This is a genomic window from Nostoc sp. 'Lobaria pulmonaria (5183) cyanobiont' (genome assembly GCF_002949795.1).
Classification (GTDB): Bacteria; Cyanobacteriota; Cyanobacteriia; order Cyanobacteriales; family Nostocaceae; genus Nostoc.
Genome location: NZ_CP026692.1, coordinates 3,652,053 through 3,678,928 on the forward strand (window position 1 = coordinate 3,652,053; position 26,876 = coordinate 3,678,928).

Consider the following 26,876-nt stretch of genomic DNA (forward strand, 5'->3'; position numbering starts at 1 on the left):
TTACAATCCTTGAGTAAAGTCAGAAATAAGGGATTTCCAATAAATAAATTATCCATCTTGGGGGTTGGGCAGCATTCGACTGAGCGCTCACGCTGAAGTCTTGTCCGCCCTGAATATGTTACGGGAGGAGCGATCGCACCACTTCATGCTAAACTTACCGCAGTAATTCCTCAACTTGATGTTGGCTCCACAAAGTTCTGTATAAACCCTGTTGTTTTAAAAGTTCTAAGTGATTTCCAATCTGCATAATTTTTCCCTTTTCCATTACAAAAATTCGGTCAGCCGCCGCCGCTGCTGATAATTGGTGCGTAATAAAAATTACTGTTTTACGTTCAGTACCACTGGAGAGATTTTTGAGGATTTGCGTGGCTGTTTGATTATCCACACTAGAGAGAGCGTCATCCAAAATTAACACTGGAGCATTGACCAACATTGCTCGAGCCAAAGCAGTACGTTGCCGTTGACCGCCAGAAAGATTAATACCGCGTTCGCCAACAATAGTTTCATATTGCTGCGGAAAATTCTGAATTTCTGATTTAATTTGGGCAAGTTTAGCGACAGATTCTACCTGCTGTTGTTCGCTAACTGGATCGCCGTAGCGAATATTATTTTTGATTGTAGTGCTAAATAGAAAGCTATCTTGAGGAACGTAGGCGATCGCACCTCGTAAATCTGTCAAAGCGATCTTAGTAATATCTAGCCCATCTAAAAACAATTGTCCTGATTCAATATCCAACAAGCGCGGTAAAGCATTGGCCAAAGTAGATTTCCCCGAACCAATTGCCCCAACAATCGCTACAGTTTCTCCAGGAGCAATCGTAAAGTTAACATTTGCTAAAGCTGGAGTAGTGGAACCAGGGTAATTGTAGGTGAGATTTTTAGCTGTCAGTTCGCCTTTAAGTTCAGCCACTGGTAAATGTATGGCATCGGCTGTATCTTTAATTTTTGGTGTGACAGAGAGAATAGATTCAAGTCTATCGATACTAACTTCACCGCGTTGGTAGGCAGTAATTGTGAATCCTAAAAGGGCAGTGGGAAAAACCAGGCGCTCTACATAAATTAACAGTGCTAAAAAATCGCCAACCTGAAGCGTCCCAGCAGACATCCGTGCCGACCCTAGCCAAATGATTACCAGTGAACTGATATTAGCTAGCCCGCCAATTAGCGGAAACAGTGTATTGCGGAGTTTTGCCAATTCCAGGTTAGCAGTCAATAGCTGCTGATTTTTCTTGGCAAAGGCTCGACGCTCGTTTGCTTCTTGAGCATAGATTTTAATTAAGGCAATGCCACTGATATCCTCCTGGATGAGTTCGCTGATGTCAGAGAGTTGCTCTTGGACTGCTGCTTGTTGTTTGCGTAGGCGATCGCTAAACAGACTCACCAATAAGAGCATAAAAGGGTACACTGCTAGGGCGGCTAGGGTGAGATCCACACTAATTGCCAGCATTACTGGCAGTGTCAGGGCGTAGGCAAACACCGTATTTGCCAAACTCAAGACCGCAAAACCCAATAACCGCTTGATATTGTCCACATCACTAGTAGCCCGACTAATCAAATCGCCAGCAGTATTACTGGCAAAATAAGCAGGCTCCAGCTTGAGTAAGTGTTCAAAAATCCGTTGTTTCAGGTCAAATTCCACCTGACGTCCCACCCCAAATAGCCAAATGCGTGATGCCATCCGCATTAGCCACATCGCCGAACTGAGCAAGACAATGACTACTACGTAATGTAGTATTTGGTTCCATCTGAAGGTTGTCGAGAGTTTGTCAACACCAGCACGAATCAACCAAGGGATATAAACACCCAGTGCATTGACAGACAACAAAGCGAGAATGCCCAAGGAGGCTTCCCGCCAATGGGGTCGTAGGTAAGCACTGAGTTTAGCGATTCGTCGAGATTTTGCCATTAAAGCAATTGTGCAACTTTATCATCTAGATTAACTGCTAGTCCAAGAAGGTAGCTATACAGAGGAAATACCGCTTGTTATAAATTCAGCTTTTGTTACCTCTTTTAACTGGATAGTTATTGCCATTCATTACTAGTAGTCCATCACAGCAACTTTAATGAAGAAATAAGTTCGTAGTAAGGGCTTTAGTCCTTGGATGGAGCGCTCAAACGCTCACTACGAACCAAGCATTGTTCTCTTGCCTGATTACCGCTGAACACGCAAGAACCTGTAAACTTCAATGAGATAACTTTCCCAAGTTCTTGTTGTCAATTGCAACGTTTCCGAATTTGGTACAAAGTCTTCAAGTCGTAAACCGCGTGTGCGAATATCTTGAGGACTTCCTTGTAATAAATAGGGAGGCACTCTTAAATTATAAGAAAGAATGCTATCTCCCGTTACATCTGAGATGTTAGCTGTGGTAGGTTGCCCTAATGCCACCAGTGTCCCAGATGTTGGTGTAGCAGTTGCGACAGAGCTTTCACCTGTCATTGCTAGTGGCGCTCTATAAAGGAAATAGGCGACTGCTGGTGTACTTGCCAACAGCAAAATCGTCAGTGCCCAACCGATCAAGTATCCTCCTGGTTTCTCTATTCCACCTCCTTTGATTTTCTGAGCGGCAATAATCATCAGTAAAACAGAGGCTCCTAGAGGCTTGAGTGGAAAAGATAGCATCCTCCACAAGGACGCCACAGCAGGTTCATTGGGGTTAAGAAATGATAGGGCTACGATTACCAAGATAACGACTAAGATTAATCGCCCGACAAAACTTCCAGAGGGATAAAATCGCTGGAACAGAGAATAGACGATAGTGCCAATCAGCAGCCACAGCAGTACCCGGCTTAACAATAGAAACATAGACTAACTCTCAAATTTTCTGGTGCAGTGAGCCAGTGTGGTGGTAAGGCAGTCCGTTTTGATCGGGGTTGCCCCCAGAAAAGACTGCTATGCATGGTTTCCCTGCATAAAACAACTGGCGACTTCTTACTGATAGCGACGTTAGAAGCGTCACCCGTAAGGCTCAACCTAGAGGTTTCGGGAAATAGATTTATTTTATTGTCAAATTGTAATCGTACTGTTTGACTTAAAATTTCTCAAACCTCACACCCAAAGACTACCGTCGTAGTGATTTTAGTGCAATTTTTTGACACTGCGTCTATTATTTATAATTTTCCAGAAGAGTAATATGGCACCGATAAACTAAATTAATTAAGTAATCGACTTAAAAGGAAAAACTATGTCGCCTGAAAAGCCTACTATTCTGGTAACGGGAGGAGCTGGATATATTGGTTCCCATACAGTGCTTGCTTTGAAGAAAGCGGGTTATAGCATTGTCATACTTGATAATCTGGTCTATGGACATCGCGATTTAGTAGAAAAGGTTTTACAGGTAGAACTGATAATTGGGGACACAAGCGATCGCGCCTTGCTCGATCATCTATTTAAAACCCACGATATTGCTGCGGTGATGCATTTTTCTGCTTATGCCTACGTAGGAGAATCTGTTACCGATCCGGCCAAATATTACCGCAATAACGTTCTTGGTACTTTGACCCTGTTAGAAGCGATGCTGACAGCATCTGTAAAGAAATTTGTCTTTTCTTCTACCTGTGCCACCTACGGGGTACCGGAATTCGTGCCGATTCCAGAAACCCATCCCCAAAATCCGATTAATCCCTATGGCGCTACAAAGCTGATGGTAGAAAGGATTCTCTCTGATTTTGATGTCGCTTACGGTTTGCAATCAGTGCGTTTTCGCTATTTCAATGCTGCTGGTGCTAATCCCAATGGCTTACTGGGCGAGGATCACAACCCAGAAACCCATTTGATTCCCTTAGTGCTAATGACAGCTTTAGGCAAACGAGAATCCATTTCAATTTTCGGCACTGATTACCCCACGCCCGATGGTACGTGTATTCGAGATTATATTCACGTTAATGACTTAGCAGATGCCCATATTTTGGGATTGGAATATTTATTAAAAGGTAGCGATAGCGAAGTTTTTAATTTGAGCAATGGCAGCGGCTTCTCCGTCAGAGAAGTCATTGCCGCAGTCGAAGACGTGACAGGAATTTCGATACCAGTAGAAGAACGCGATCGCCGTCCTGGCGATCCCCCAATTCTCATTGGCACCACCGAGAAAGCCAGAACAATCTTAGGCTGGCAACCTCAGTATCCATCCATCAAAGATATTGTCGCTCATGCGTGGCAGTGGCATCAAAAGCGACATAAATAAGGGCATGGGGCAAAACAGTTCCCAGTGCTGAGTTCCCAGTGCTGAGTAAATAATTAAGATTTCCCACTCAGTACTCAGCGCTCAGCACTTAGCACTCCCTACTCCCCACCCCTCCTCATACTTTGCATGACGACAACTAAGATGCCAATAAATCCGAGAATTGGCAGTGCGATCGCCCAAGTCGGTAATTGTTGAGATTGACCCTCTACTAAATCACCGTTGACATCTCGCAGGTTTCGTGTATTTTGTGTAGACCCGCCTCCTGCCACAGTCACTTCAAATTTGAATTCAAAGGGTTTGAATCTTGCCCCAGAGACAGGTTTTCCATTTAGTTGCAATTCATAAAGACCTGGTTTGGGAAAGACAACTTCTGCACCTGGGATACCTCGATAGCGTTCGGCTGCTACAGGTTCTAACTGTGGTTCTAACAGCGGTGGCTCTCCAACTGCATAAGGTTCGGCATAAACAGCCAACCGACAATTACACTGTGACAGCGGAATCACTTTTCCACCTCTGCGGGTAAGTGCAAACCAGGCTTGGCTTGGTTCTCCAGCACGGGGATTATCATTTGGTTCAATGTGGAGAGTGCCGCCGACATCTCCAGCTACTTCTACCTTATGAGCAAAAGCAGGGTAAAGATTAGTTATTGATATAACTAAGCAACTCAGGAATAATAAATACTTTATTGTTCCTTGATTCTTCCAGAAAATGCCTTTGAGGGGGTAACGTCTCTGTTCTTGACTCGTTAGAATAGAGCCAGAAAATAAGGATGATTTACCGCGATTTGGTTGGGGGAACATAAAACTTTTCTACGGCTAACTTGGACCAAAAAAAGCGCGATGCCTACGGCAAGGGCTTCGCCCTACGCACTAGCAAGACACTGAGAGTAACAATTACCATCAGTACTGCCGCTAATTTATTTCCCCAAGTTGATTGCAAGGAACCCAGGTAATGGGAACCAATCAACACAGTATGAATGGCACTCAAGAGCAAAGCTGGCACACCCAATAGATGAATCTGTCGCCAACGCTTGCCCAAAGATTTTTGCAACGATTCCCAACTTGTAAAAGCGGCGGGGGACATTAATACCAATGCTACAGCACCCGCAGCCATCCCCCACTGAAATTCTGGTGGCAGAAAAGAAAAGGCGGCAAAATTCCATTGCAATGAGTGTTCTATCATGTGGAAGGTGTGAACCACAGAAAGCACAAAAGATCCCACTCCCAAGCCGCGGCGGTAACGCAGTGGTGAAGCCCACAAGCCACTAATCGGACGCGCAATTAACGCCAAAATTAAGCAGATTAAGGCGGCGTGTCCGGTATAATCTACCATTGTGTCACCAGTCCGCAGCAAGGTAATGACGCCAATGGTGAGTGTTACCCAACCGCCTAATCGAAACAACTGACTGCGCCTGTCTTTACTTACCAAAGATGTGGTAACGCCTACACCTAGCATCGTGGGCAAGGTTCCCAAGCCAAAAGCCAGCATAGTAGCTGTACTCATCCATAAATTGCCAGTTTCAGCGGCTTTAATTTGGGCAGCATACAAAAAACCACAGGGCATTAAACCCCAAGTCATCCCTAAAAGCATTGGCGTCCACCATTTGGTTTTTAAGGAAAGTTTAACCATTCCTCTGCTGAGGCGATCGTGTAAACTACCTTGCAATAGGGGATGTAACACGGGAATGCGCGGTAGTAAATCGGGTTTTACTTGTCCTAAGCCAAACCAAATCAACATCACACCAGTCAGAATTGCCATCCAGCGCCGGAAGTCGCTGCCAATACCTGCTAGCTGTCCACCTTGCAGCAATACCGAACCTAGCGCCCCAATGCCAGCACCAACTAGAGCATAGCTCAACATCCGCCCCAGGTTTAGTAGGATATGAAATTTTAATTGCTGTTGCCAAGTATCGGGTTTTTCTAAGGTTAATGTCCGTCCCAAGGAGACTGTTTGTGGACTTTTTGGCTGATGAGACAGAGAAAATGCCACTGTTAGCGGGCCACACATCCCAAAGCAATGTCCAAAACTCCCCAGGAACCCCAGGATTGCGATCAGCAACAAATCTACCATAAAAAAAGTCCCGAGATTCTGAGTTATGAGTCCTGAGTGTCCGAATAAAGATGTTGAAGAAGTAATAAGAAATTTTTTCTTTTCTTCTTTACTTAGTACTCAACACTCCTCTAGTGCGGAACTGTAAGTGAAGTTGCGATCGCTGTCAAAAGACAAAGCGTCAAACTTGATGTTTACAATAAATCCTATTCCTAAAGGTGGATATCTGCAATGTGATTTTAGGGACTTTTAGATCCCCCCTAACCCACGCCAGTCACTCCACTTGGGGAGACCCCAAGACCGCGCTGGCTCCCCTTAAAAAGGTGGGAACCGGAATCAAAGTCCCCTTTATAAGGCAGGGCTGCTTTATTCCATACGATGAATGAGTTTGTCAATATCATGAGAGATAAGTCTTTGGGCAATTGTGATGGAAGTATAACCATTTCAACGAAGTGTAAACTTTTGTGACATGTGTGCTGCTAATAAACGCTAGTTAGAGGTAATGTTAGTTGATTACAAAATCAACGCAGTAATTTTTCACTATCAACTATGAAGACTATAAATAAAGTAATTGCTTGTACTACAGCTTTAACATTAGGTATTGCACCTAACTGCCTTGCTAGTACTTTCACTCCAGTTAATTGGACAATATCTGGGCCTGGAACAACTAATACCCAACAAGTCAATCTAGATGAATATAATTTAAGTTATAATCTACCTGGGACAGAAGGTTTTGATACAAACACTTGGACAATTTCGACAGTAGCAAATGCTGATGGTAATTATAATTTTGACTGGAACTATACAGGTTTCCATTCTTACTACGAGGTAACAGCCTTCCTCAATACTTTTAATCCAAACACAACTTTATACAGCGCGGGGCCGACTGACTGCTGTAGTTCCCCTTCTGCTGGATTTAATGAATCTGGTAGTTATACTTTTAGCAATATTTCTGCTGGTCAAACATTTGGCTTTACAGTGGGTGGTAGTCATTTTGATTCTGCACTTAGACTTGAAGGAAATTTAAATTTAAAACAAATTGCCGATCCAGTTTCTGTTCCCGAAAATAATTCTATCGTTCCTCTCATTACTCTGGGATTATTTGGAGCTTATAGCACTTTAAGAAAAAAAGAACTACAAACTAAATTAACTAGAATTTAAAGCCTTAAAACGCCAGTTAAAAGCCAAGTCAAACTAACTTTCACATCGCCCAAAAACTGCCCAAAACCCATCAAACCAATCTAACCAACCCTTCCCAACCTAACCAACCTTCTAAGAGGTTGTTTGAAAAATAGTTGGCTGTAATTTTAATCACATTATTACCCCCCTTAATCCCCCCTTGTAAAGGTGGGAAACAATAAAAATCTGGTTCCCTCGCCTTGTAAAGGGGAGGGTTAGGGTGGGGTAAAAAATATTTGATACATCAATTATGACTTTTCAAACATCCTCTAACACCAGGGCTGTTTCATTCCCTAAAACAGGTAAAATTGCAAGAGTTCAGGGGATAAAAATCATGGGTGCTTCTCTAGTTGAACAATAGTTTAGCAAGACTGGTTAAAGAATACAAGAATGAATTTCACCCTTTGATTAAGTCGGTAGTGCAATGGCTCTAGAGTTAATACTGACTCTAGATTTTTTACCATTGCCTACAAATTTCTCTAACTTATAAATTTCCCCGATTTTTGGTGTTTTTAGCCTTTCCAGATAGATCGACAAGTTGAGCACGCATCGGGTTAAGCATTGATTTGAAGCACGATTTTGCCCTGGACATGACCGCCCTGACTCAATTCTTGAGCTTGACGGGCTTCAGATAAAGAAAAGGTCTGAGCAACAACCGTCTTAAGCTGCCCGGAATCGAGTAAACTAGCAATTTCCTCTAGCAGCGAGGCCGAGGGTTTCATATTCATCATCTCTGCACGGATACCTACTTCTTGAGCTTTTTGAGTATTCGGGGGAGCGGCGGTTGAAACCAGAATGCCACCCGGCTTCAGCACTGAATAAGACCGCGCTTGTGTGTCGCCACCTAACGTATCTAGAACTACATCGACATTCTCAACAACTTCTTCAAAGGGTGTTGCTTTGTAGTCAATCGCTTGATCTGCACCCAGAGATCGGACAAATTCTGTATTCGCGGCTGAGGCAGTTCCAATGACGTGCGCTCCTTTCCATTTAGCAAACTGTACCGCGAATATGCCAACTCCACCCGATGCCGCATGAATCAGAACGGTTTGACCAGGCTTGAGATCAGCACGATCAAACAACCCTTGATAGGCGGTCATTGCTACCATCGGCACCGATGCCGCTTGCACAAAATCCAGTGTCTTTGGCTTGAGGGCGATCGCATCTTGTGGAGCCGTAGCGAACTGGGCATAAGCTCCCATTCGCAGTTCACCATAAACTGCTTGACCAACTTGGAATGCTTTGACATCAGTGCCGATCGCTTCTACAATGCCTGCAACATCCATTCCAGGCGTGAATGGCAAAGGCATTGGAAAAAACTCTTTCATGTAGCCTGCCCGGATTTTCCAATCGAGCGGATTGACTCCAGCCGCCTGAACCCGAATTAGCACTTCATTCGGTTGTAGTTCGGGTTGCGCTATAGTTTCCAGTGTCAGCGCGTCTGACTCACCATAGTTATGAACGCGAATTGCTTGCATTATCTTATTTACCTAAATTGTTATAGTGTGTCAAAGTTGATGTGTTCAGCAACCTGACTTTTCCGGTTAAGTCCACAGAAAGAGCCGCAAGTCGCCCGTTGCCATGATGCGATGTTACTTCGTTAATACGTAAGCAGGTTGTTTAACAAGCGATCGCACAGCCTCGACAATAGAAGAAGCGTCAATTTTTGCTGCATGAAGTAGCTCTTCTGGAGTACCAGATCCAGGCAGCTCCCGTACTGCCAGTTTGATTAGGTTTAGTGGCAATCCACCAGAGGTAGGAGCAGCATCTGTACCCACAAAAGCATCGAGGACAGCAGCTCCCAGTCCACCCTCGCCCCAATGGTCTTCGACTACAACGAGTTTGCCTTGGGTATCACGGGCAGCCTGATGCAGGGTTGTAGCATCAATTGGTTTGACTGAGTAAGCATCGATAATGCGTACCGTAATCCCTTCTTGCTTGAGATGCTGATATGCTTTAAGAGCTTCATGTAGCGTAATACCTGCTGCAATCACTGCTGCTTGATCCTGCTCGGAACTATAGATGACCTTGCTGCCACCAATTGAAAAATCCTCCTCAGCTTCATAGAGAACAGGTGTGCTTTCACGGGTTGTGCGTAGGTAGACAATCCCATCACAATCGACCATTTGGGCGACAAGTTTAGCGGTTTGATTGGCATCACTAGGGTAAAGCACAGTGCTGCCGCACACGGCTCTCAAACAAGCTAAGTCTTCTAGTGCCATTTGTGAAGGGCCATCTTCACCAATTGAAATTCCGGCATGAGAACCAACAAGTTTAATATTGGCGCGAGAAATCGCAGCCATCCGCACAAAATCGTAAGCGCGACTTAAGAATGCCGCAAAACTGGAAGCAAAGGGCTTATACTGCCGCACTTGTAACCCCACTGCTGCGGCAACCAATTGCTGCTCGGCAATGTACATCTCAAAATACCGCTCAGGATAAGCTTTGGCAAATTCTTCAGCGTAGGTGGAGTTGCTCACCTCACCATCTAAGGCAACTACATCTGGTCGAGACGCTCCGAGAGCTTTTAAGGTATCCCCATAAGCTTTACGGGTCGCCACTTTTTCTCCCAATTGATAGCTAGGAAGTTGGAGAGCTTGAATTTGCCCAATTGAAGTTCTTTGGATTTGTAAATTAGGTTTTGAAACGGCAATAGTGATCTGACGTTCACCACCTAGTTCTTTGATCGCTGCCTTTGCTTGGTCAGGTTTCAAGACTTTTCCATGCCAACCGCCAATATCTTCTAAATCTGCAACACCCTTGCCCTTCTTTGTCCGAGACACAATCAGTGTCGGACAGTTGGGGTTATCGATAGCTGCTGCATAAGCTTCGTCAATTTCTTCTAGGTTGTGACCGTCGATTTCAATTGCCTTCCAGCCGAAAGCAAGAGCGCGATCGCAGTATGTTTGGGTGTTCCAGCCCAGCATCGTTTCACCTCGCTGTCCCAAACGGTTGACATCGAGGATGGCAATCAGATTTGCCAGTTTGTAGTGACTGGCGTGTTCAAAGGCTTCCCAAATAGAACCTTCCGCCATTTCACTATCCCCTAACAAAACCCAGGTGTGGTAAGGCAGCTTGTCTAAATACTCTCCAGCTAAAGCAATACCAACAGCGATCGGCAGTCCTTGTCCTAATGAACCCGTTGCCACGTCTACCCAAGGTAATGCTGGGGTTGGATGCCCTTCTAGGCGACTACCAAACTTGCGTAAAGACATCAATTCGTCATCATCAATTGCTCCTGCCGCTCGATAAATTGAGTACAACAGCGGTGATGCGTGTCCTTTTGAGAAGATCAGGTGATCGTTGTTAGGGGAGTGCGGATTACTGAAGTCGTAACGCAGATACTTGGCAAGTAGCACTGCCATCAGGTCAGCAGCTGACATTGAGGAGGTGGGATGACCAGATCCGGCTGCGGTGGTGGCACGAATACTATCAATTCGCAGTTGTTGCGCCAATTCATGCCATGCTTGCAATTGTTCAAGGGTAGCCATGATCGCTCTCTTCCATGTATAGGAACTAAGGACAGCACTCACATCCTAGTCAACAAGAACAATTGTTTACTCTAACAAATGACAGAGTTAACAGGCAGAAATTTATCAACTATCAAGCTCTATGTTTAGGTACTTGCAAAGAAAAGTGTCTTTTCCCTACTTGCTGCTGCCGATTTTTCAACTAGAGCCTTTGCCATCAATGATTAATACTACCGAACCTTGAAATAAGCCATTGCGAAGTGCATTCAAAGCCTGATTATTACTCAAGCATTTTGATAAAAAATAATACAAAATAATCTTTTTTCAGATATTTTATGTTTTTATTTCTTAATAATTACCACTAGCGATCGCTACATTGATAATGTTGTACCGAAAGCCAATTAACAAATTACAAAAATTCATCAAAAAACCAAGTTATCTGCATATAGGGGTTTTCCTGGCAACTCTCTTGAGCATTATATTTTTCAGTTGGGTAGCACTCTCGCAGCAACCAGTTACCCTGAATATATTAATGACTGCTCCTGATGCCGAACCTTGGAGGCAGGGTTTAATTAGAGACTTCGAGGCTGAGAACCCTGGTATTCGCATTAACCTAGTTGAAGGGCCCAATGCCACAAATTTGCTCGAAGACCTGTATACCTCATCTTTTATCTTGGGTGAATCCCCTTATGACCTGATCAATATGGATGTGATCTGGACATCCAAGTTTGCTGCTGCTGGATGGTTGCTACCCTTAGGCGATCGCATTTCTAAACAGGAGTTGGCAGCATTTTCACCCCAGGATGTAGAAGGGGGACGTTATCAAAACAAGCTGTACCGGATTCCAGTGCGTTCCGACGTGGGAATGCTCTACTACCGGGAAGATTTAATTAAACAAGCAGAATTGAAACCGCCAGAAACCTTTGATGATTTGATCCGAATTTCCCAAATTTTGCAGAAGAAAAACCAAGTACATTGGGGCTATCTTTGGCAAGGTCGGCAATATGAAGGACTTGTGGCGATGTTTGCGGAAGTCCTCGATGGCTTTGGTGGCTTCTGGGTTAATCCCAAGACGCTCGAAGTTGGACTAGATCGACCAGAAACATTACAAGCGATTGAGTTTCTGCGTAGTACCGTTAAAGAAGGCGTTTCTCCTCCTGGAGTCACGACCTACCAGGAAGAAGACACCCGACGCTTGTTTCAAAGTGGTCAAGTAGCGTTTTTACGCAGTTGGCCCTATGCGTGGCCTTTAGCCCAGGCAGAAAATTCGCCAATCCGGGGCAAAATTGCGATTAAACCGATGGTTCATGCTCCTGGTAAGACGGGAGCGGCTTGTTTAGGGGGCTGGGGTTTAGGGATTGCGAAATCTTCTCAACATCCAGAAGAAGCTTGGAAAGCAATTCAGTATTTTACCAGTCGGGAAGCACAGCGCCGATTTATTTTGAGTGCAGGCTATGTGCCAAGTCGCCGGGATTTGTTTACAGACCCAGAGATTGTTGCTAAATACCCCCACTATCCGCAGTTATTGAAGGTCGTGGACAATGCAGTTTTACGTCCGCCGATCGCGCAATATCCTCAGACATCAGATATTTTGCAGCGTTATCTCAGCGCCGCCTTATCCGGTCGGATGAATCCTGAACGAGCAATGCAAGCTGCTGCTGCCGAAACACGCCGGCTGCTGGGGGCAGGGAGCAGGGGGGCAGAGGAGCAGGGGAGCAGGGGGAGTTAGAAATTAAAGCATTGGTTTAAAGACTCGTTCATCCACCTCGGATACTCATTAATGGAGTTCAAAGACTCATTAATGGAGTTCAAAGACTCATTAACGGAGTTCAAAGACTCATTAACGGAGTTCAAAGACTCATTAATGGAGTTCAAAGACTCATTAATGAAGTTCAAAGGCTCATTAATGGAGTTCAAAGGCTCATTAATGGAGTTCAAAGACTCATTAATGGAGTTCAAAGGCTCATTAATGGAGTTCAAAACCCCAATCCCCAATCCCTTATAACAAATGACAAATTTACATACACTCAAAAGTCGGGAACAACAGACAGCCTGGATCTTACTAACACCCGCATTGCTGCTACTGTTGTTTGTATTTGCCTACCCAATTTTACGAGCATTTTGGTTAAGCGTATTTACTAAAAATTTGGCAACAGAGCTACAACCTGTATTCTCTGGTTTGGAGAATTATGTGCGGATGGCGGGTGATGGTCGTTTTTGGCAGAGTTTGTGGGCGACAACCGTGTTCACAACAGCATCAGTAATCTCAGAACTACTGCTAGGACTGGGGATTGCCTTAGTTCTCAATCAGGCGTTTTTTGGGCGGGGCATAGTGCGTACAACTGCAATTATCCCTTGGGCTTTGCCTACTGCTTTGATTGGTCTGGCGTGGTCTTGGATTTTTAACGACCAGTTTGGGGTTGTGAACGATATTTTGCAACGGTTGGGGCTGATTAAGACTGGGATTAATTGGTTAGGAGATCCAACACTGGCGATGATCGCAGTGGTTTTTGCTGATGTTTGGAAAACTACGCCGTTTATCAGTATCCTGTTGCTAGCTGGGTTGCAGTCGATATCAAAAGACCTCTATGAAGCTTACTCAGTCGATGGGGCAACTGCTTGGCAAAGTTTCCGCAATATTACCCTGCCATTACTGCTACCGCAAATCTTAATTGCAGTGCTATTTCGGTTTGCTCAAGCTTTTGGGATTTTCGACTTGATTGCTGTGATGACTGGGGGTGGCCCTGGTGGCGCTACGGAAGTGGTGTCATTGTACATTTACTCTACGGTGATGCGCTACTTAGATTTTGGTTATGGCGCAGCCCTGGTAGTAGTGACATTTTTAATATTGATTGCGGCGGTGGCGATCGCTAGTTTCTTGCTTAACAAATACCGTGCCAAAACATCAGGAGCCATTTAAGCCATGAGTGTAACTCCACAAACAGTTCCAACGACTCCAAGACGAACAGGGGAAACCAAGTTTTCTCTGAAAAAAATCTTGCTGTTCATCATAGTTGTATTAATACTGCTATTTAGCCTCGCGCCAGCCTTATGGCAATTGCTGACTTCGTTTAAAGTCAATGACGATATTGCCGCCGTTCCTACTGTCTATTTCCCCACACGATTCACTTTCAATCACTACATTGAGTTATTTACCCGTCGTCCATTTTGGCGCTACATCTTCAACAGTGCCTTTGTGTCGATTACTTCTACAGCTGTAGCTTTAGCGATCGGCGCACCTGCGGCTTATGCTCTCGCACGGTTACGCCCTTGGGGTGAAAAAGTTATCCTCGCCAGCATTTTAATCGTTACCTTATTTCCTGGAATTCTGTTGTTCTTAGGATTGTTAGAAATTATCCAAGCGCTGAAATTGGGCAATAATTATCTGGCGCTGATTATACCCTATACCGCGATCAATTTGCCGCTAACAATTTTAGTACTTAAAAGCTTTTTTGAACAATTACCAAAAGACTTGGAAGATTCTGCTAGGGTCGATGGCTACAACACCTTTCAACTACTGTGGCAAATCGTGTTACCCATGACCCTTCCCGCCTTGGTGACTACTGGAATCCTCACCTTTATTTTTGCTTGGAACGAGTTTATTTTCGCTCTGACGTTTATGACCCGTGAAGAGTTGAAGACAATTCCCGTTGCTGCGGCTCAGTTGGGTGGTGCGACAATATATGAAATTCCCTATGGCCCGATCGCTGCTGCTACTGTTGTGGGGACGTTACCCCTAATTTTACTAGTTTTGTTTTTCCAGCGCCGGATTGTCCAAGGTCTTACCGCTGGTGCTGTTAAAGGATAAAAATCAAAATGGCTAAACTCGAACTCAAAAACTTGAACAAAACCTATAATCCTAAAGTCGTCCCTGTCAAAGACGTTAGTTTAACTGTAGATAACCATGAGTTTCTCACTTTACTTGGCCCTTCTGGCTGTGGTAAATCCACCGTCCTACGAATGATTGCGGGTCTTGAAGAACCGACTCGCGGTCAGATCGAGATTGGAGAGGTGGATGTCACCTATAAACGAGCAAGCGATCGCAACATTGCAATGGTATTTCAAAGCTATGCACTCTATCCCCACATGACAGTGTACGAAAACCTCGCTTCTGGACTCAAGCTGAAAAAAGTACCACCTACAGAAATTAAACAGCGAGTGGCAGAAGTGGCAGAAGTTTTAGGATTAGCAGAGTTAATGAACCGCAAGCCTGGTCAAATGTCGGGAGGTCAACGGCAGCGGGTTGCTGTCGGTCGGGCTTTGGTGCGTAATGCCGATGTCTACCTGCTGGATGAACCTTTAAGTAACCTAGATGCACTGCTGCGGGAAAGAGTCCGAGCCGATATTAAGCAAATTTTTGCAGCCCAAAAAGTGCCAGTTGTCTACGTCACCCACGACCAAACCGAAGCGATGACGCTCTCCACGAAGGTTGCATTACTCAACGATGGCTATGTCCAGCAACTCGATCCGCCTGACCGCATCTATAACCATCCAGCTAATCTATTTGTGGCTGGATTTGTTGGTAGTCCGCAAATGAATTTGCTGACTTTACCTTGTAAGGGACAATACGCCATTCTGAGTAACTTCCAAGTGCTTCTTCCAGATATACCAACTGTACCACCGCAGATTGTTCTGGGAATCCGCCCAGAAAATGTCCGCATTGCTCAACCAGGTGATACTCAGACTATCCAAGGGCGAGTGTTTTTAGTAGAAAACTTGGGTATGCACTATTTGGTCAGTGTCAGGGTTGAAGGTTCACAAACCGAAGCGATTACAGTACGTGCTTTGTTGCCAATAGACCAAAATTGGAGTGACAAGGATATTACACTAGCATTGCCCCCTGAGGATATTCACTGGTTTGATGTGCAATCTGGCCATGCTCTTGTTAAAAGACAAATGTTAGGTGTCAGTCGCTAAGGCAAGAGACGCGATGAATCGCCGTCTCTACAATAATCTAGTCTTTCGTCTTGACGGCGATTTATCGCGCCTTTGTGATGGTTTATCGCATCTTTTCGATCTAGAATTTTCATCAAAAAACCTTAATCTAACCGTATTAAAATAAAACCCTTCCTAGCAATCCTGGAAAGTGATGCTTGGGAATTTGCGCTACCCTAAGTCAGGAAGCCAAGGATAAATCAGATGAGAAAATGGATTTGGCTGATGCTGTTGGTGCTGATGACAGTTGCCGTGTTGGGTAGCAGAGGTAGCACGTTTTTTGAACAGCGTCCCTCACCGACAATTGTTGAGAGCATTCCAGTAAAAACACCCGAAGCACAGCCAGAGTCAAAGGAAGTTGACATTAACCCGCAAGTGTCTACTGACAAGCTGTTAAACCATATCCAAAAGTTGAATTTTCAGCGCTACACCACAAAAGAGCGATCGCTTACTCGCACTTATATTACAACGGAACTGAAAAAAATCGGCTGGAAACCTAAATTAGAAAAGTTCTTTGACGGTGTAAATATTTTTGCCGAACGTCCAGGAACTAACAAAGCCGCTAAAGCAATTCTCGTAGCAGCGCATTACGACACTGTTGCCTTATCCCCTGGTGCTGATGATAATGCCAGTGGTGTAGCTGTAGTGCTGGAAGTCGCTCGGTTGCTCGGTTCCCATCCTACGCCACGGACGTTACAGCTAGCTTTTTTTGATCGAGAGGAAGCAGGACTTTTGGGTAGTCAGGCTTTTGTGAGTAAGACAGCACGCTTGCAAAATTTAGGCGGAGCGATCGTTATGGATATGGTGGGTTACGCTTGTTACACTGCTGGCTGTCAGAAATACCCTGCCGGATTGCCTATTACGCCACCTAGCGACAAGGGCGATTTTTTGGCAGTAGTTGGTGATACAGAACATTTACCTTTGCTGAATGCTTTTCAAAATTCACACAACATCCCCTCAATCGCCCTGAATAAACAAAAAGCAAATCTGCCAGCAGTCCTAACACTACCAATTCCTTTTAAAGGTTTACTGACACCAGACACCCTACGCAGCGACCATGCACCGTTTTGGTACCAGGGCGTAGGCGCTGTACTGGTGACAGATACCGCAAATTTACGCACTCCGCACTATCATAAACCTAGCGATGTGCCAGCGATTATCGAGCGATCGTTCTTCACAGGAGCAGCACAAATTGTAGTTAATGCTACTAGTGCCTTGTTAGAGAAAAACCAGGTTTTGGAAACTCAAGCACCAAGCTAACTGATGAATTATGAATTATCTTGACTAGCTTTTGGTTCAGGGAAAGTCAACGTCCAATTATTTTTATTATTGACCTGAGAATACAAACCTTGGAGAATGAGCCGGAGAGTTTTTCGAGTTCTAATAGCCTTCTTTACCAGATAAGTTCCTGGTTCAGCAAAGATATCATCAAAGTTTTGTTTATGACCAAATTGTTTTGAACAGTAACTACCAGCACCTTGGACTGTTAACACAAAAAATGGAGCTTGTTTGTATTCATCAGGAATCATAAAGATTCCATATACATGATGACGACCACGCCACGGCTGAACAATAACTTTAGTAGCGTGTACTTGGAATTTTGTAGTTTTTGATGCGATAAAAGCCTCAAAATTGCAATCAGAATCATTCACAGGCCACCACAGCGTAATAATACTCAGAGAGAGTAGCAAAATGAAAATATATGGGAGTCTGCGACGCATAAAGCCAAGAAAAATTGTTGATGCGGCTGGTAAAATTTGATGAGTAATGATCGTGCAGCTAGAGCAGTCAGACTATTCACCTGCAACACCTCTGCAAAACGTTTTAAAGAGTAAAGACAAAACATTAAGCAGTCGATTAAATTTTCCTGTCAAAAAAAAATTGCAGATTGTAGATGCGATCGCTTACCCTGTTCTAGTAGCTCCGTTACAGTACTAAACCTAGCTGAGAAACCATTAAGCTTTTGTGGCTGTTAACACTGATTTATGCTCAAATTTTTAGCTGTGATGAATTCTACAATTCGTTGCTTTTGTCATGCTTGTAATGTGGCTCTGTTTGCATCAGCAGATGCTTTGAGGAGATTAGAGCATAGGCGTAGCCCGTCGTAGACATCGCCATCAAATTAAGAAAAAATTTACTTTTATTTCTAAGCATTTATTGGGGTAGTCAAATACACAAATATCCGTTATATTCCCGTAAGTAACAATTGGTATAAAAGTTTATGGGAAATTGGAGAAGTCTTAAGACAGTTGCGGGTTTCTTTAGCGCCATCGCACTTACACAGTTTGGGGCAAATACTTCAGCCATTGCTGCTGATACAGTTGTTGTGCGTTTGGGTTTATTTACAGAATCCATCTCCCTTGCTGAGTTGCAAAAGGCTGCAAAAACTGGGGAATTGCCTGGGAGTTTACAGTCTTACACTAAAGGATTATCCCAAGAACAACGCCGCTTCTTCTTGGGAGCGCTGGGCATGAATATACCCATGAATGTTGTCACACTTGATAAGTTAATTAATACCCAGATTGGTACAACTATTCTCAATGATTTTGCTACAGCCTTAGCCCGAAAGGATAAAGCTGGAGTACAAGCACTCAGAGCAGGATTGGTATTAGGTTCCACTGCACCACAGGGTCTTTCTATACTAAGTTTTATTGCTGCTTATCCCAGCAAACGCTTAGAAATTGATTTGCCAAAGGCTTGGGTTGTTACAAGAAATTTAAATACAGCTTTTTGGCGCACCCAGCAATTCATGTTAGCGATCGCTCCCCAACTCAACCCGATAACAGCACAGCCGGGAACACCGCAGATTGCTTTCCCTTTTGATCCCAGCCAACCAGGAAGCGCCCAAGTAAAAATCCTCAATTTAAGCTTGAACGATCAAAAGCGCGATGCCTACGGCGGGCTACGCCAACGCAAAATCCCAGTTGATATTTACTGGTCAACTGCTGCAACTCTCGACAAACCCGTTATTGTCTTTTCTCACGGCTTCGGGTCAGTCCGCACGGACTTGCGTTACCTAGCAGAACATTTAGCATCCCACGGTTATGTAGTAGCAGCTTTAGAACATCCCGGTAGTAATCAGGCAAATGTTAACCTAACATTACAAGGCAAAACCAGAGTCATGAAGCCTGAGGAGTTTTTGTATCGCCCTCAAGATATTAGTTTTGTCCTTGACGAATTAGAAAAGCTCAACCAAACGGCTAATCATCCCCTACAAGGGAAACTTGCAACCATGAACGCGATGGTTGTTGGCTATTCTTTTGGTGGTGGTACAGCTTTAGCACTTGCTGGAGCGGAGTTACAACTAGAACATCTCAAACAACGTTGTAAAAAGAACCTGACTATCTTGAGTTTGGGAGAAAATATGCAGTGCATCGCTCAAGAACTACCAGAAAATAGCTATCAACTACGAGATCCCAGAATAAAACAAGCGATCGCTCTCAATCCGACAACTTCTCTGATTTTTGGCGAAACTGGGTTAACAAAAATACAAGTTCCTACCATAGTGTTAGCAGGTTCCGCCGATAAAACTACCCCAGCTTTAACTGAACAGATTGTAGGATTTGAAAAGATCCCATCCCCAAAATCGTTAGTTGGTATAATTGGGGGTACTCATCTAAGTGTAAAAGACCCCAGCACCACATTAGATCAGATCGGACAACCAAATACACCGATTAGTGGCGGTGAAGTTGTCGGCGAACAAGCAGCAGATGTTCGCAAGTACGTTAAAGCTCTAACCTTGGCCTTTGCTGCGCAAATGACTCCAGAAGCTAAAAACTATGCTATCTTCCTGACACCAGACTATGCCCAGTTTGCTTCAACTGCTGCATTCCCATTTCGTCTAATTACGCAGATTCCGCCTGATGCTATGGCAGTGGTGAAAGAATTTGTTGAGAAATAAAGGACTTCCAATTAAACAAATATAAGACTTACGTATCATACATATTGACTATACTAATTTTGGGCTTTTGAGCCATGTCTAATACCCAGAACAGTAAATATGCAACAAAATCGGGGTTGCAATCAGCACCTGAATCCTTACATTTGGCTGAATGCATATTATGGTTAATTGGTATAGTATGTAAGTCCTAAAATATTTAATTTTGTGAGTAGCTTACTTAAGAATAGGGTTATAAGGAATGCTAGAAGTCGCCGCTCATTTTGCCTCCTCCTACAATTTTTCTTTTTAGACCAAATAAAGCCTAAACTACCGATATTCGCTGCAAATACCTGACGTTAAGATCAACTAATACGAAAATACACTACTTTTCACCTAAGTGGAGTAACTACCCCACCCTATTAGGCATCCTCCCCAATCTATTTGGAAGAGTGTACTTTATTAATTTGTAATCTGCTGTAAGTAATATCCAGCTTATAAAATTGCCTTATACCAAATTCTATATAAATTTTTTATTTGCTAAAAGTATATTACCTTGATAGTAGCCCTAAAGTTGCTGTTAAATCTACATCAAATTTTTACAGTATAAATAACTATTTAGACATAAAATTTATAATGTATTCATAAAAATAACAGAAGCTTAAGAGTGTAAAAAACTAGAAACAGATGCCGAATAATGATGATACATACGTATCCTATAGAAATCGTAAATTGTTTTTGAAAAATTTGTCAAGTAAGTGTACGGTGTGTTAGCAAAGTGTAGTATGTACTACATATATTTCAAAACTCAATATTAGTCCTGTAGCTAACATATTACAAACTAATTTCAAAACAAATAAAAACAAGTTATTTGATAGAAAATTTGTGTATGTATGTTGTATTTACATAACTTACTTGAAGTTCACAAAACAAAATGGTAAAACATTGTTATTTTCTCCAAGCCACAGATTAACCAAAAATAACCAACAAAAGGCTTGTTTTGTTTACTTAAATAATTAGTTTCACCTACATGTGTATTGTCAAACTAATTTGGGATTCAAAATTAAACAATTATTCCATTTCACTCAAGCTTATGCAACTCTATACAACTCGTGAAATCGAACAACTCCAGCAACACGAAGACCTTTCTGCCTTAATTGAAATTATGGAGTGGGTGAAAAAATTTTTAGGAAGGTCTCATCCTGACTTAGGTAGACCTGGCGCAGTTTGCCCGTTTGTACCTTACTCTCTCAAATCCAACAGTATTCGTCTAGCAGTTATTCACACAAAAGATTTGTATCCAGAACAATTAGAAGAGATTGTTGGATGCTATCGAGATATATTTCTGAAAATAGATATTAAAGAGCAGGAATTAGGAATTAATAGAGCTTTTTTACTTATTTTTCCTGACATCGATATAGAAGATGCTCCTAAAGTAATAGATAGTGTTCAGCAAAAACTTAAACCTTTGTTTGTTGAGTCAGGATTGATGATAGGAGAATTTCATAAACGTAACGAAAGTCCTGGTTTACACAATCTAAATTTTCGTCCACTTCGTAGTCCTATCCCCTTATTAGCTATCCGGTTCATGGTTGAGGCTGACCTCCCCTTTCTTCAGAATCCTACTGATCCCCACTTACGTATTCGGTATTTGGAAGCTTACTTAAAGCATTTTGATCGGAAATTTACAGATGCAACAAAGTTGAAAAATGCTCATCAAGCATTAGCTTTAGCAAAAGAACAAGTTCAACAAGAAAATTTAGTGAGTTCTTGTATATAACAAATGTTTGAATTTCGGGCTAGTGATTGAGCATGGGTATGGAGGATTAAAAGTCTTTCCAATTCACTGCACCTTGAAATAAGTGGGATAAAAATGACGAATTTACTGCTAGTTGCAATCGCCTAGTGCAGATAGCATCAAATCGTCGTCAGTATGTAAATTATCGTACTATAGTAGAAGCGATCGCTAATTATCAATTAGTCAATATCAATACTTCAACAACTTCACTCTGATTTACAATAATTGCACACACTTTTGTATCGATATTTAAGATTGCTATATTATTTGTGATATAAAAAAGCAAATAATTTGGTAAATAAAATGGCGAAAGAAATAGAGCGTAAATATTTAGTGAGAGGAGATAGTTGGAGAGGATTAGCTGAAGGTAGTGTATATCGTCAAGGATACATTGCTACACAAGAAAAAGCGACTGTACGTATACGTATAGTAGGGGAAAAAAGTTATTTGACCATTAAAGGCCCCAATATTAAATATTCGAGATTAGAGTTTGAGTATCCTATTCCTGTTAAAGATGCTCAGGAAATACTTGAGACATTATGTCAACGTCCCTTTATAGAAAAAACCAGATATAAAATAGAGTCGAGTGGTTTGATTTGGGAAATAGATGAGTTTGATGGTGTTAATAAAGGACTGATATTAGCAGAAGTTGAACTCAGTGATGAAAATCAGCAAATTGAATTACCAAGCTGGATTGGACAAGAAGTTTCTGATGACTCCAGATATTTCAACAGCAATTTAGTAAAGTACCCTTTTTCACAATGGTAATAGCTGAAATATTGAGAACATCCCAATTTTGCGAAAATACTTAACTCACAGAATTTGCAGCTTAAAAACTAAAACTAGCGTAGGTTGGGTTGAGGAACGAAACCCAACATTATCAAGGCTTTGTTGGGTTCAACCCAACCTACTATTATTCTTAACCCAAGCATATTGCATTAGGAAATATTTTATCTACGGACGTGCAATTACTTACTTATTAAAATAAAAAAAGTATAAAAAGTCTAGTATATTTTCGCCTATCAATTCAGCATTAGCCCTAATAGGATGTAGCGGAATACATATCACTCACCAGATTAACAGGTGCGTTCTGAGCTAAATGACCATTAAGAAACCTTTGCTAATCAAGCAACCGGAAGTTGGACAGCTCATCGGTGAACTCTGTGGCATAACTGGTCTTACCCAAGAACAGTTTGCAGCATCTTTAGGTATAACTTATTCGACGGTAAACCGTTGCGAGAAAGGACATACCAAGCCTTCATCTCTAGCTATGCAAAAGATTGAGAGGATGCTAGAGGAGATGGGTGATCTGGGGCAGAAAGTGTCAGTGAAGTATTTGTCGAATTATAAAGCAGGCTGAGAGGCAAATTAATTGAAGTTACTTTCCCCCAATTAACAGGTTATCGCTACGACATAACCACAAACAACTCAATTCTAATTTTACTGATGTTTGCAGATATGCATATTTTGCGGATTACTCAATCTTTGAGTTTGAGTTTACCGTAGCCGATATTTTCTTCACTTTTTAAGACGAGTTTAGGTTAAAAACGCGCAAAAACTCCAAGATTTTTTTTCTTAATTGAGCACCAATATTTTTCAGTCAACTTTATCTGAACTGTACAATGTTTGATTATTCTACCCCCGCTTTAGCTACATACCTTAATATTTCTTCGCCAATAGCAGCTTGCACTAACGGCAGCAAAGTTGCGGTCATCAATACTGAAGGCGTATGGGAAGTAGACAGTAATGGGACGAAAAAACTAATTCCAAACTCTGATTATGATGCCCGTGACATTGTAGCAATTGACGGCAAAACTTATGTCTTAGCGGTTCCAACAGGACTAGTAAAAATAAAAGCTGACGGAACTAACCAAAAAATAGTTAGCAACCCAGCCAACTTAAAGGCACGAGTTAAATTTTTGCAAAATTGGATTATTTACCAGTCTGCAAATACTTTGTCAATTTATGACAAAAACCTCAACTTTAAAGCCAAACAGAGTTATGGCGTAACTGAGGTAATGGATTTTGAGTATAAAAATGGGTATCTTTACACTAGTGGCTACCAGCAACAAAAGAGGTTAGGTATTCCCGTCCAGATAGCTTTTCTTTACCGAATGGTTTTCGACGGAGCAAAAATATTTGCTTTGGCAAATTTAGCAGGAAATAACCAAGGCAAGCTTTGGGGCTACAATTCTGCTGATCTTGCTAACGATATGGCAGACACAAGACTCAACCGATTACATATTTTTGAAGACAAGCTTTATGTCCTCGGTTCAGTTTATGGAGGTAACTCAATCTACAGGTGGAATGGCAAAGACTTATTAACAAAGACTTTGATTGTTACAGACACCTATACCAATCCTGCACAGACCCGTGACGAAACAAAGGTATATATAGGAACTGTTAATCTGACTAATTTTACTGTCGAGCGCGGACAGCTAAGTTTTCCAAGAAGGCCTACAACTGCGGGGCTGGGAGACGGCGGTAGCAATTTTCCTAAAACTATTTACTCAGATGGCAGTAAAATTTTTGTGGGTTCCTCTGCTGCTTATGCGATCGCCAATAGAGATAATCAAACCTTCATGGGTAAACCTATCTCGGCTTACCGTGGAGATGCATCTCTTTTAGTTGTCTCCAAAAACCTAATGACTCGCCACGCTTGGGTAACACCGGGAAATGGTGAAGTATTGCTATTTACTGATAAGTTTGCAGTAATCAAAACAGATAATAAAATCAATGACTTGGCTACAAATGTAGGAACTGCCCAAAAATTACCAACAAATACTTATTTCGTTAAGTTTTAATTGAGCAACGAGATTGTTTACAATCTCATTGCTTGAGTTCAGATAAACCCAAAACCCAGATGTAGAGACGCGATTTATCGCGTCTGGAAAGGTCAATTATCTACACCAATAACCCTTAACCCAAGCGTCTTGAACTATATAGCGGTTCCCATTCAGATGCGGTACAAAATTATATTGTGGGGTGTAGGGGCACGGCACTGCCGTGCCCCTACGGATGTACCTCACGCAAACGAGAAGCGCTATAAGCAAGACTAATTATTAAATTTGTTCGCGTATAGTTTACGCGAACAAATTACTTTTTGTCCAAAGTCTAATACGTACTTTACATATTAATTATAGTATGCATAGCAGGCTTATTAAGCTAAAAGTTTTGCCCTGTCTCATCTAACTCTTATTCAGCGCAGGATCTGTTATTTTAACCATGAGCACAAGTATGAGTAGACAAATTGGTGATGATGATACTCGTGCGATCGCCTTTTTTCAACGGATAATTGCCTTCACACGAAGCGATACCATCGACAATATCCGTAATGAAAAGTTACTTAACGCTACACAAGTTAGAGATTTTATTAACAAGCAGTATTCAGGGCGAATAGTACCTGTATTTTAAAGATAGCGAAAGAATGAAGAATGATAATTTTGTTACTTCGTCTTTCCTAAATTAGAAGTTACTAAACTTAAAATTGAACATTCATGGAGGTCAAATCATGTTTTCTGGAAAAATTGAAAAAGAATTATTTGGTGAAGAAATTTGGTCTATTTGGCAAACAACTAAATTACCAGATCATCTACAGTTATTAGTGGATCGAGAACTAGAAAAACGCGATATCTGGGAATTGCAGTCTCAAAAGCCTGACGATGGGTCTATTTATCCAAATCTCTATGATGACTCTAGTCATTCAACAAATATTTAACAAAAGAGGTAGTTCTTGCGTCGGGCGGGAGACTAGAGGAATACTGCCCTACGCAAGAACTACTGCGATACCTACGGCGGTAAATCAGGCGCTGAGAGTAAGGGTTTAAGTCTCCAGTCAACCAAACTCAATCTCAGAAGTCAAAAGATAAAAACGCCCAGTTAAAACCACTGCACCGATAAGTAGCCCTAGTACTAAACCTAACCATAAACCTATAGCACCCCAGCCGAAAGTGAATGCCATCAGATAGCCACCACCTAGACCTACTCCCCAGTAAGCGAACATAGTAATGAACACTGGCACTTTGGTGTCCTTCAACCCGATTAAAGCACCAGCAGCAATAGTCTGAATAGAATAAAATATTTGGACTATTGCCCCCGCAACGAGGAAAGAAGTTGCCGTTTTAACTATCTCGATATTATCTAGATTACTAGTGTCCAAATACATTGCCACAATATAGTTGGGAAACAGCCAAAAAATTAGTGCCACAATGCTTACAAAGGGAGTAACAAGCGCAATGCAGACTAATCCCGCTCTGCTTGCACCCTGGAGATCGTTTTGTCCCCTCAACTGTCCTACTCTCATTGTGACGGCATAGGAAATACCTATAGACACTGTTTCGACAAAACTTTCTGTCTCGACGGTAATTTCATGTGCTGCTAATGTTTCTGTTCCAAACCACCCCATCAGTAAAGCAGTGGTAGTGAATACTCCAATTTCTGCTCCATACTGCAACCCCAAAAACCACCCAGTTTGGAAGATATCTATAAACATATCTTTATCGAACTGATGCAAAGCACAATCAAGCTGATAGTCTTTAAAGTAGTTATCAAAGCAAATCCAACTGGTGGCAGCGATAAAATTTAGCCAAAAAATGAGTGTGCTTCCCCAACCGATACCGGCTAAACCAAGGGCTGGGAAACCAAATTTGCCGAACATTAGCACGTAATTAGCAACCGCATTTAATAATAGTCCAGCTACCGTAATTACTATTAAGAATTGGGGACGATTAAGGGCAGAGCTAACTTCTTTTAAGATACAAAAGCCGAGTGCAGCAGGAAAACCCCAAACAATAGACCGCAAATATATTTGAGCTAATAACACATTGCTTTCTTCTTGACCAGTTAGCAGCAGGATATAGTCAAAGTGCCAAATGATAAACATCACAGGTAAGCACATCGTCACAGCTAACCAAATTCCTTGACCGGTAGCACGGCTCACTTGGTCTATCTTTCCTGCACCAAAAGCATTGGCGACACTCACACCCGCAGCTGAAAGAACAGAACGACAGACGGAAGCTAGGGTAGAAAAGGTAACAGCACCTAAAGCACCCGCAGCTAAAGCTTGGCTGTTAAGCAAGCCCATCATTACGCCATCCAATAAAGGAATGCCCGCTTCTAATATTTGAGTAATTACCAAAGGAACTGCCAATTGTAGGCAGGCTTGGACTTCTAATATCAGTTCTGACTGAAATTCTTTTGAGGTTAACTCCATTGGGGCGCTAAAAAGCAATACTGAATACATTAAGATATATTAACGCCACAGGTGCAATCAACTCAAGCTATTCGCGATCGCCTTTCCAAAAATTGTGTTTTATAACACTGTTGCCAGCAGATGACAAGTTATTTATGAGCTTCAACTGTCAATAATGGCACATCGTCAACCTGGG

The 26,876-nt window shown here is 42.4% G+C and carries 22 protein-coding genes and 1 pseudogene; 15 read left to right on the forward strand and 8 right to left on the reverse strand.

Features of this window, described 5'->3' with window-relative positions; all coding sequences use genetic code 11:
- Positions 1-154 precede the first annotated feature (154 nt).
- Both NLP_RS16055 and NLP_RS16060 read right to left on the reverse strand, forming a co-directional pair.
- Positions 155-1,906 carry an ABC transporter ATP-binding protein gene (locus NLP_RS16055; RefSeq protein WP_104907263.1) on the reverse strand — a complete coding sequence of 584 codons (1,752 nt, stop codon included), beginning with the start codon at positions 1,904-1,906 and terminating at the stop codon, positions 155-157.
- 246 nt (positions 1,907-2,152) lie between these two features.
- Positions 2,153-2,803 carry a hypothetical protein gene (locus NLP_RS16060; RefSeq protein WP_104907264.1) on the reverse strand — a complete coding sequence of 217 codons (651 nt, stop codon included), beginning with the start codon at positions 2,801-2,803 and terminating at the stop codon, positions 2,153-2,155.
- 379 nt (positions 2,804-3,182) lie between these two features.
- Here NLP_RS16060 and galE point away from each other — a divergent pair, with 379 nt between their 5' ends.
- Positions 3,183-4,181 carry a UDP-glucose 4-epimerase GalE gene (gene galE / locus NLP_RS16065; protein ID WP_104907265.1) on the forward strand — a complete coding sequence of 333 codons (999 nt, stop codon included), beginning with the start codon at positions 3,183-3,185 and terminating at the stop codon, positions 4,179-4,181.
- A gap of 98 nt (positions 4,182-4,279) precedes the next feature.
- Here galE and NLP_RS16070 read toward each other — a convergent pair whose 3' ends face one another.
- Both NLP_RS16070 and NLP_RS16075 read right to left on the reverse strand, forming a co-directional pair.
- Positions 4,280-4,981 carry a hypothetical protein gene (locus NLP_RS16070; protein ID WP_104907266.1) on the reverse strand — a complete coding sequence of 234 codons (702 nt, stop codon included), beginning with the start codon at positions 4,979-4,981 and terminating at the stop codon, positions 4,280-4,282.
- Positions 4,956-6,251: pseudogene (locus NLP_RS16075) on the reverse strand (urease accessory protein UreH domain-containing protein). Before NLP_RS16075 ends, NLP_RS16070 begins: the two are co-directional and overlap by 26 nt.
- Before the next feature lie 528 nt (positions 6,252-6,779).
- On the opposite strand from NLP_RS16075, the gene NLP_RS16080 reads away from it, so the two are divergent.
- The gene (locus NLP_RS16080; RefSeq protein ID WP_104907267.1) at positions 6,780-7,391 is read left to right on the forward strand and encodes a hypothetical protein; all 612 of its coding nucleotides are present in this window, start codon (positions 6,780-6,782) and stop codon (positions 7,389-7,391) included.
- A 572-nt stretch (positions 7,392-7,963) separates the two neighbouring features.
- On the opposite strand, the gene NLP_RS16085 is transcribed toward NLP_RS16080, so the two are convergent.
- Both NLP_RS16085 and NLP_RS16090 read right to left on the reverse strand, forming a co-directional pair.
- Positions 7,964-8,887 carry an NADP-dependent oxidoreductase gene (locus tag NLP_RS16085; protein ID WP_104907268.1) on the reverse strand — a complete coding sequence of 308 codons (924 nt, stop codon included), beginning with the start codon at positions 8,885-8,887 and terminating at the stop codon, positions 7,964-7,966.
- 114 nt (positions 8,888-9,001) lie between these two features.
- Positions 9,002-10,900 (reverse strand): transketolase, encoded by a 1,899-nt coding sequence (locus NLP_RS16090; protein WP_104907269.1) that lies wholly within the window; start codon positions 10,898-10,900, stop codon positions 9,002-9,004.
- Positions 10,901-11,261: 361 nt separating this feature from the next.
- On the opposite strand from NLP_RS16090, the gene NLP_RS16095 reads away from it, so the two are divergent.
- The 5 genes from NLP_RS16095 (at position 11,262) to NLP_RS16120 (ending at position 17,074) form a co-directional block, all read left to right on the forward strand.
- On the forward strand, positions 11,262-12,608 hold the full coding sequence (locus NLP_RS16095) for an ABC transporter substrate-binding protein (protein ID WP_104907270.1): 1,347 nt from the start codon (positions 11,262-11,264) through the stop codon (positions 12,606-12,608).
- A gap of 279 nt (positions 12,609-12,887) precedes the next feature.
- The gene (locus NLP_RS16105) at positions 12,888-13,799 is read left to right on the forward strand and encodes a carbohydrate ABC transporter permease (protein WP_104907272.1); all 912 of its coding nucleotides are present in this window, start codon (positions 12,888-12,890) and stop codon (positions 13,797-13,799) included.
- A gap of 3 nt (positions 13,800-13,802) precedes the next feature.
- On the forward strand, positions 13,803-14,687 hold the full coding sequence (locus NLP_RS16110; protein ID WP_104907273.1) for a carbohydrate ABC transporter permease: 885 nt from the start codon (positions 13,803-13,805) through the stop codon (positions 14,685-14,687).
- An 8-nt stretch (positions 14,688-14,695) separates the two neighbouring features.
- Positions 14,696-15,796, forward strand: coding sequence for an ABC transporter ATP-binding protein (locus NLP_RS16115; protein ID WP_104907274.1), 1,101 nt, complete (start codon positions 14,696-14,698; stop codon positions 15,794-15,796).
- Positions 15,797-16,018: 222 nt separating this feature from the next.
- Positions 16,019-17,074, forward strand: coding sequence for a M28 family peptidase (locus NLP_RS16120; RefSeq protein ID WP_104907275.1), 1,056 nt, complete (start codon positions 16,019-16,021; stop codon positions 17,072-17,074).
- 8 nt (positions 17,075-17,082) lie between these two features.
- On the opposite strand, the gene NLP_RS16125 is transcribed toward NLP_RS16120, so the two are convergent.
- Positions 17,083-17,535: a hypothetical protein gene (locus tag NLP_RS16125; RefSeq protein ID WP_104907276.1), complete on the reverse strand. Its 453-nt coding sequence runs from the start codon at positions 17,533-17,535 to the stop codon at positions 17,083-17,085.
- Positions 17,536-17,581: 46 nt separating this feature from the next.
- Between NLP_RS16125 and NLP_RS33250 the strand changes: the two genes are divergently transcribed.
- The 8 genes from NLP_RS33250 to NLP_RS16155 all read left to right on the forward strand — a co-directional run bounded on the left by NLP_RS33250 (position 17,582) and on the right by NLP_RS16155 (position 25,207).
- Positions 17,582-17,752 (forward strand): hypothetical protein, encoded by a 171-nt coding sequence (locus NLP_RS33250; protein WP_158680418.1) that lies wholly within the window; start codon positions 17,582-17,584, stop codon positions 17,750-17,752.
- A gap of 283 nt (positions 17,753-18,035) precedes the next feature.
- Positions 18,036-19,715, forward strand: a complete 1,680-nt coding sequence (locus NLP_RS16130) for an alpha/beta hydrolase (protein WP_104907277.1) — start codon at positions 18,036-18,038, stop codon at positions 19,713-19,715.
- Positions 19,716-20,784: 1,069 nt separating this feature from the next.
- Positions 20,785-21,471, forward strand: a complete 687-nt coding sequence (locus tag NLP_RS16135) for a DUF6875 domain-containing protein (protein ID WP_104907278.1) — start codon at positions 20,785-20,787, stop codon at positions 21,469-21,471.
- A 321-nt stretch (positions 21,472-21,792) separates the two neighbouring features.
- Positions 21,793-22,257, forward strand: a complete 465-nt coding sequence (locus tag NLP_RS16140; protein ID WP_104907279.1) for a CYTH domain-containing protein — start codon at positions 21,793-21,795, stop codon at positions 22,255-22,257.
- A gap of 331 nt (positions 22,258-22,588) precedes the next feature.
- Positions 22,589-22,849: a helix-turn-helix domain-containing protein gene (locus NLP_RS16145; RefSeq protein ID WP_104907280.1), complete on the forward strand. Its 261-nt coding sequence runs from the start codon at positions 22,589-22,591 to the stop codon at positions 22,847-22,849.
- A gap of 262 nt (positions 22,850-23,111) precedes the next feature.
- Positions 23,112-24,293 (forward strand): DUF5050 domain-containing protein, encoded by a 1,182-nt coding sequence (locus NLP_RS16150; protein ID WP_104907281.1) that lies wholly within the window; start codon positions 23,112-23,114, stop codon positions 24,291-24,293.
- A gap of 433 nt (positions 24,294-24,726) precedes the next feature.
- Entirely contained in the window at positions 24,727-24,903 is a 177-nt protein-coding gene (locus tag NLP_RS33255) for a hypothetical protein (RefSeq protein ID WP_158680420.1), read from the forward strand.
- A gap of 97 nt (positions 24,904-25,000) precedes the next feature.
- Entirely contained in the window at positions 25,001-25,207 is a 207-nt protein-coding gene (locus NLP_RS16155) for a hypothetical protein (RefSeq protein WP_104907282.1), read from the forward strand.
- 117 nt (positions 25,208-25,324) lie between these two features.
- On the opposite strand, the gene NLP_RS16160 is transcribed toward NLP_RS16155, so the two are convergent.
- A complete protein-coding gene (locus NLP_RS16160; RefSeq protein ID WP_104909893.1) occupies positions 25,325-26,701 on the reverse strand; it encodes an MATE family efflux transporter in 1,377 nt (458 codons plus the stop codon).
- Positions 26,702-26,876: the final 175 nt, after the last annotated feature.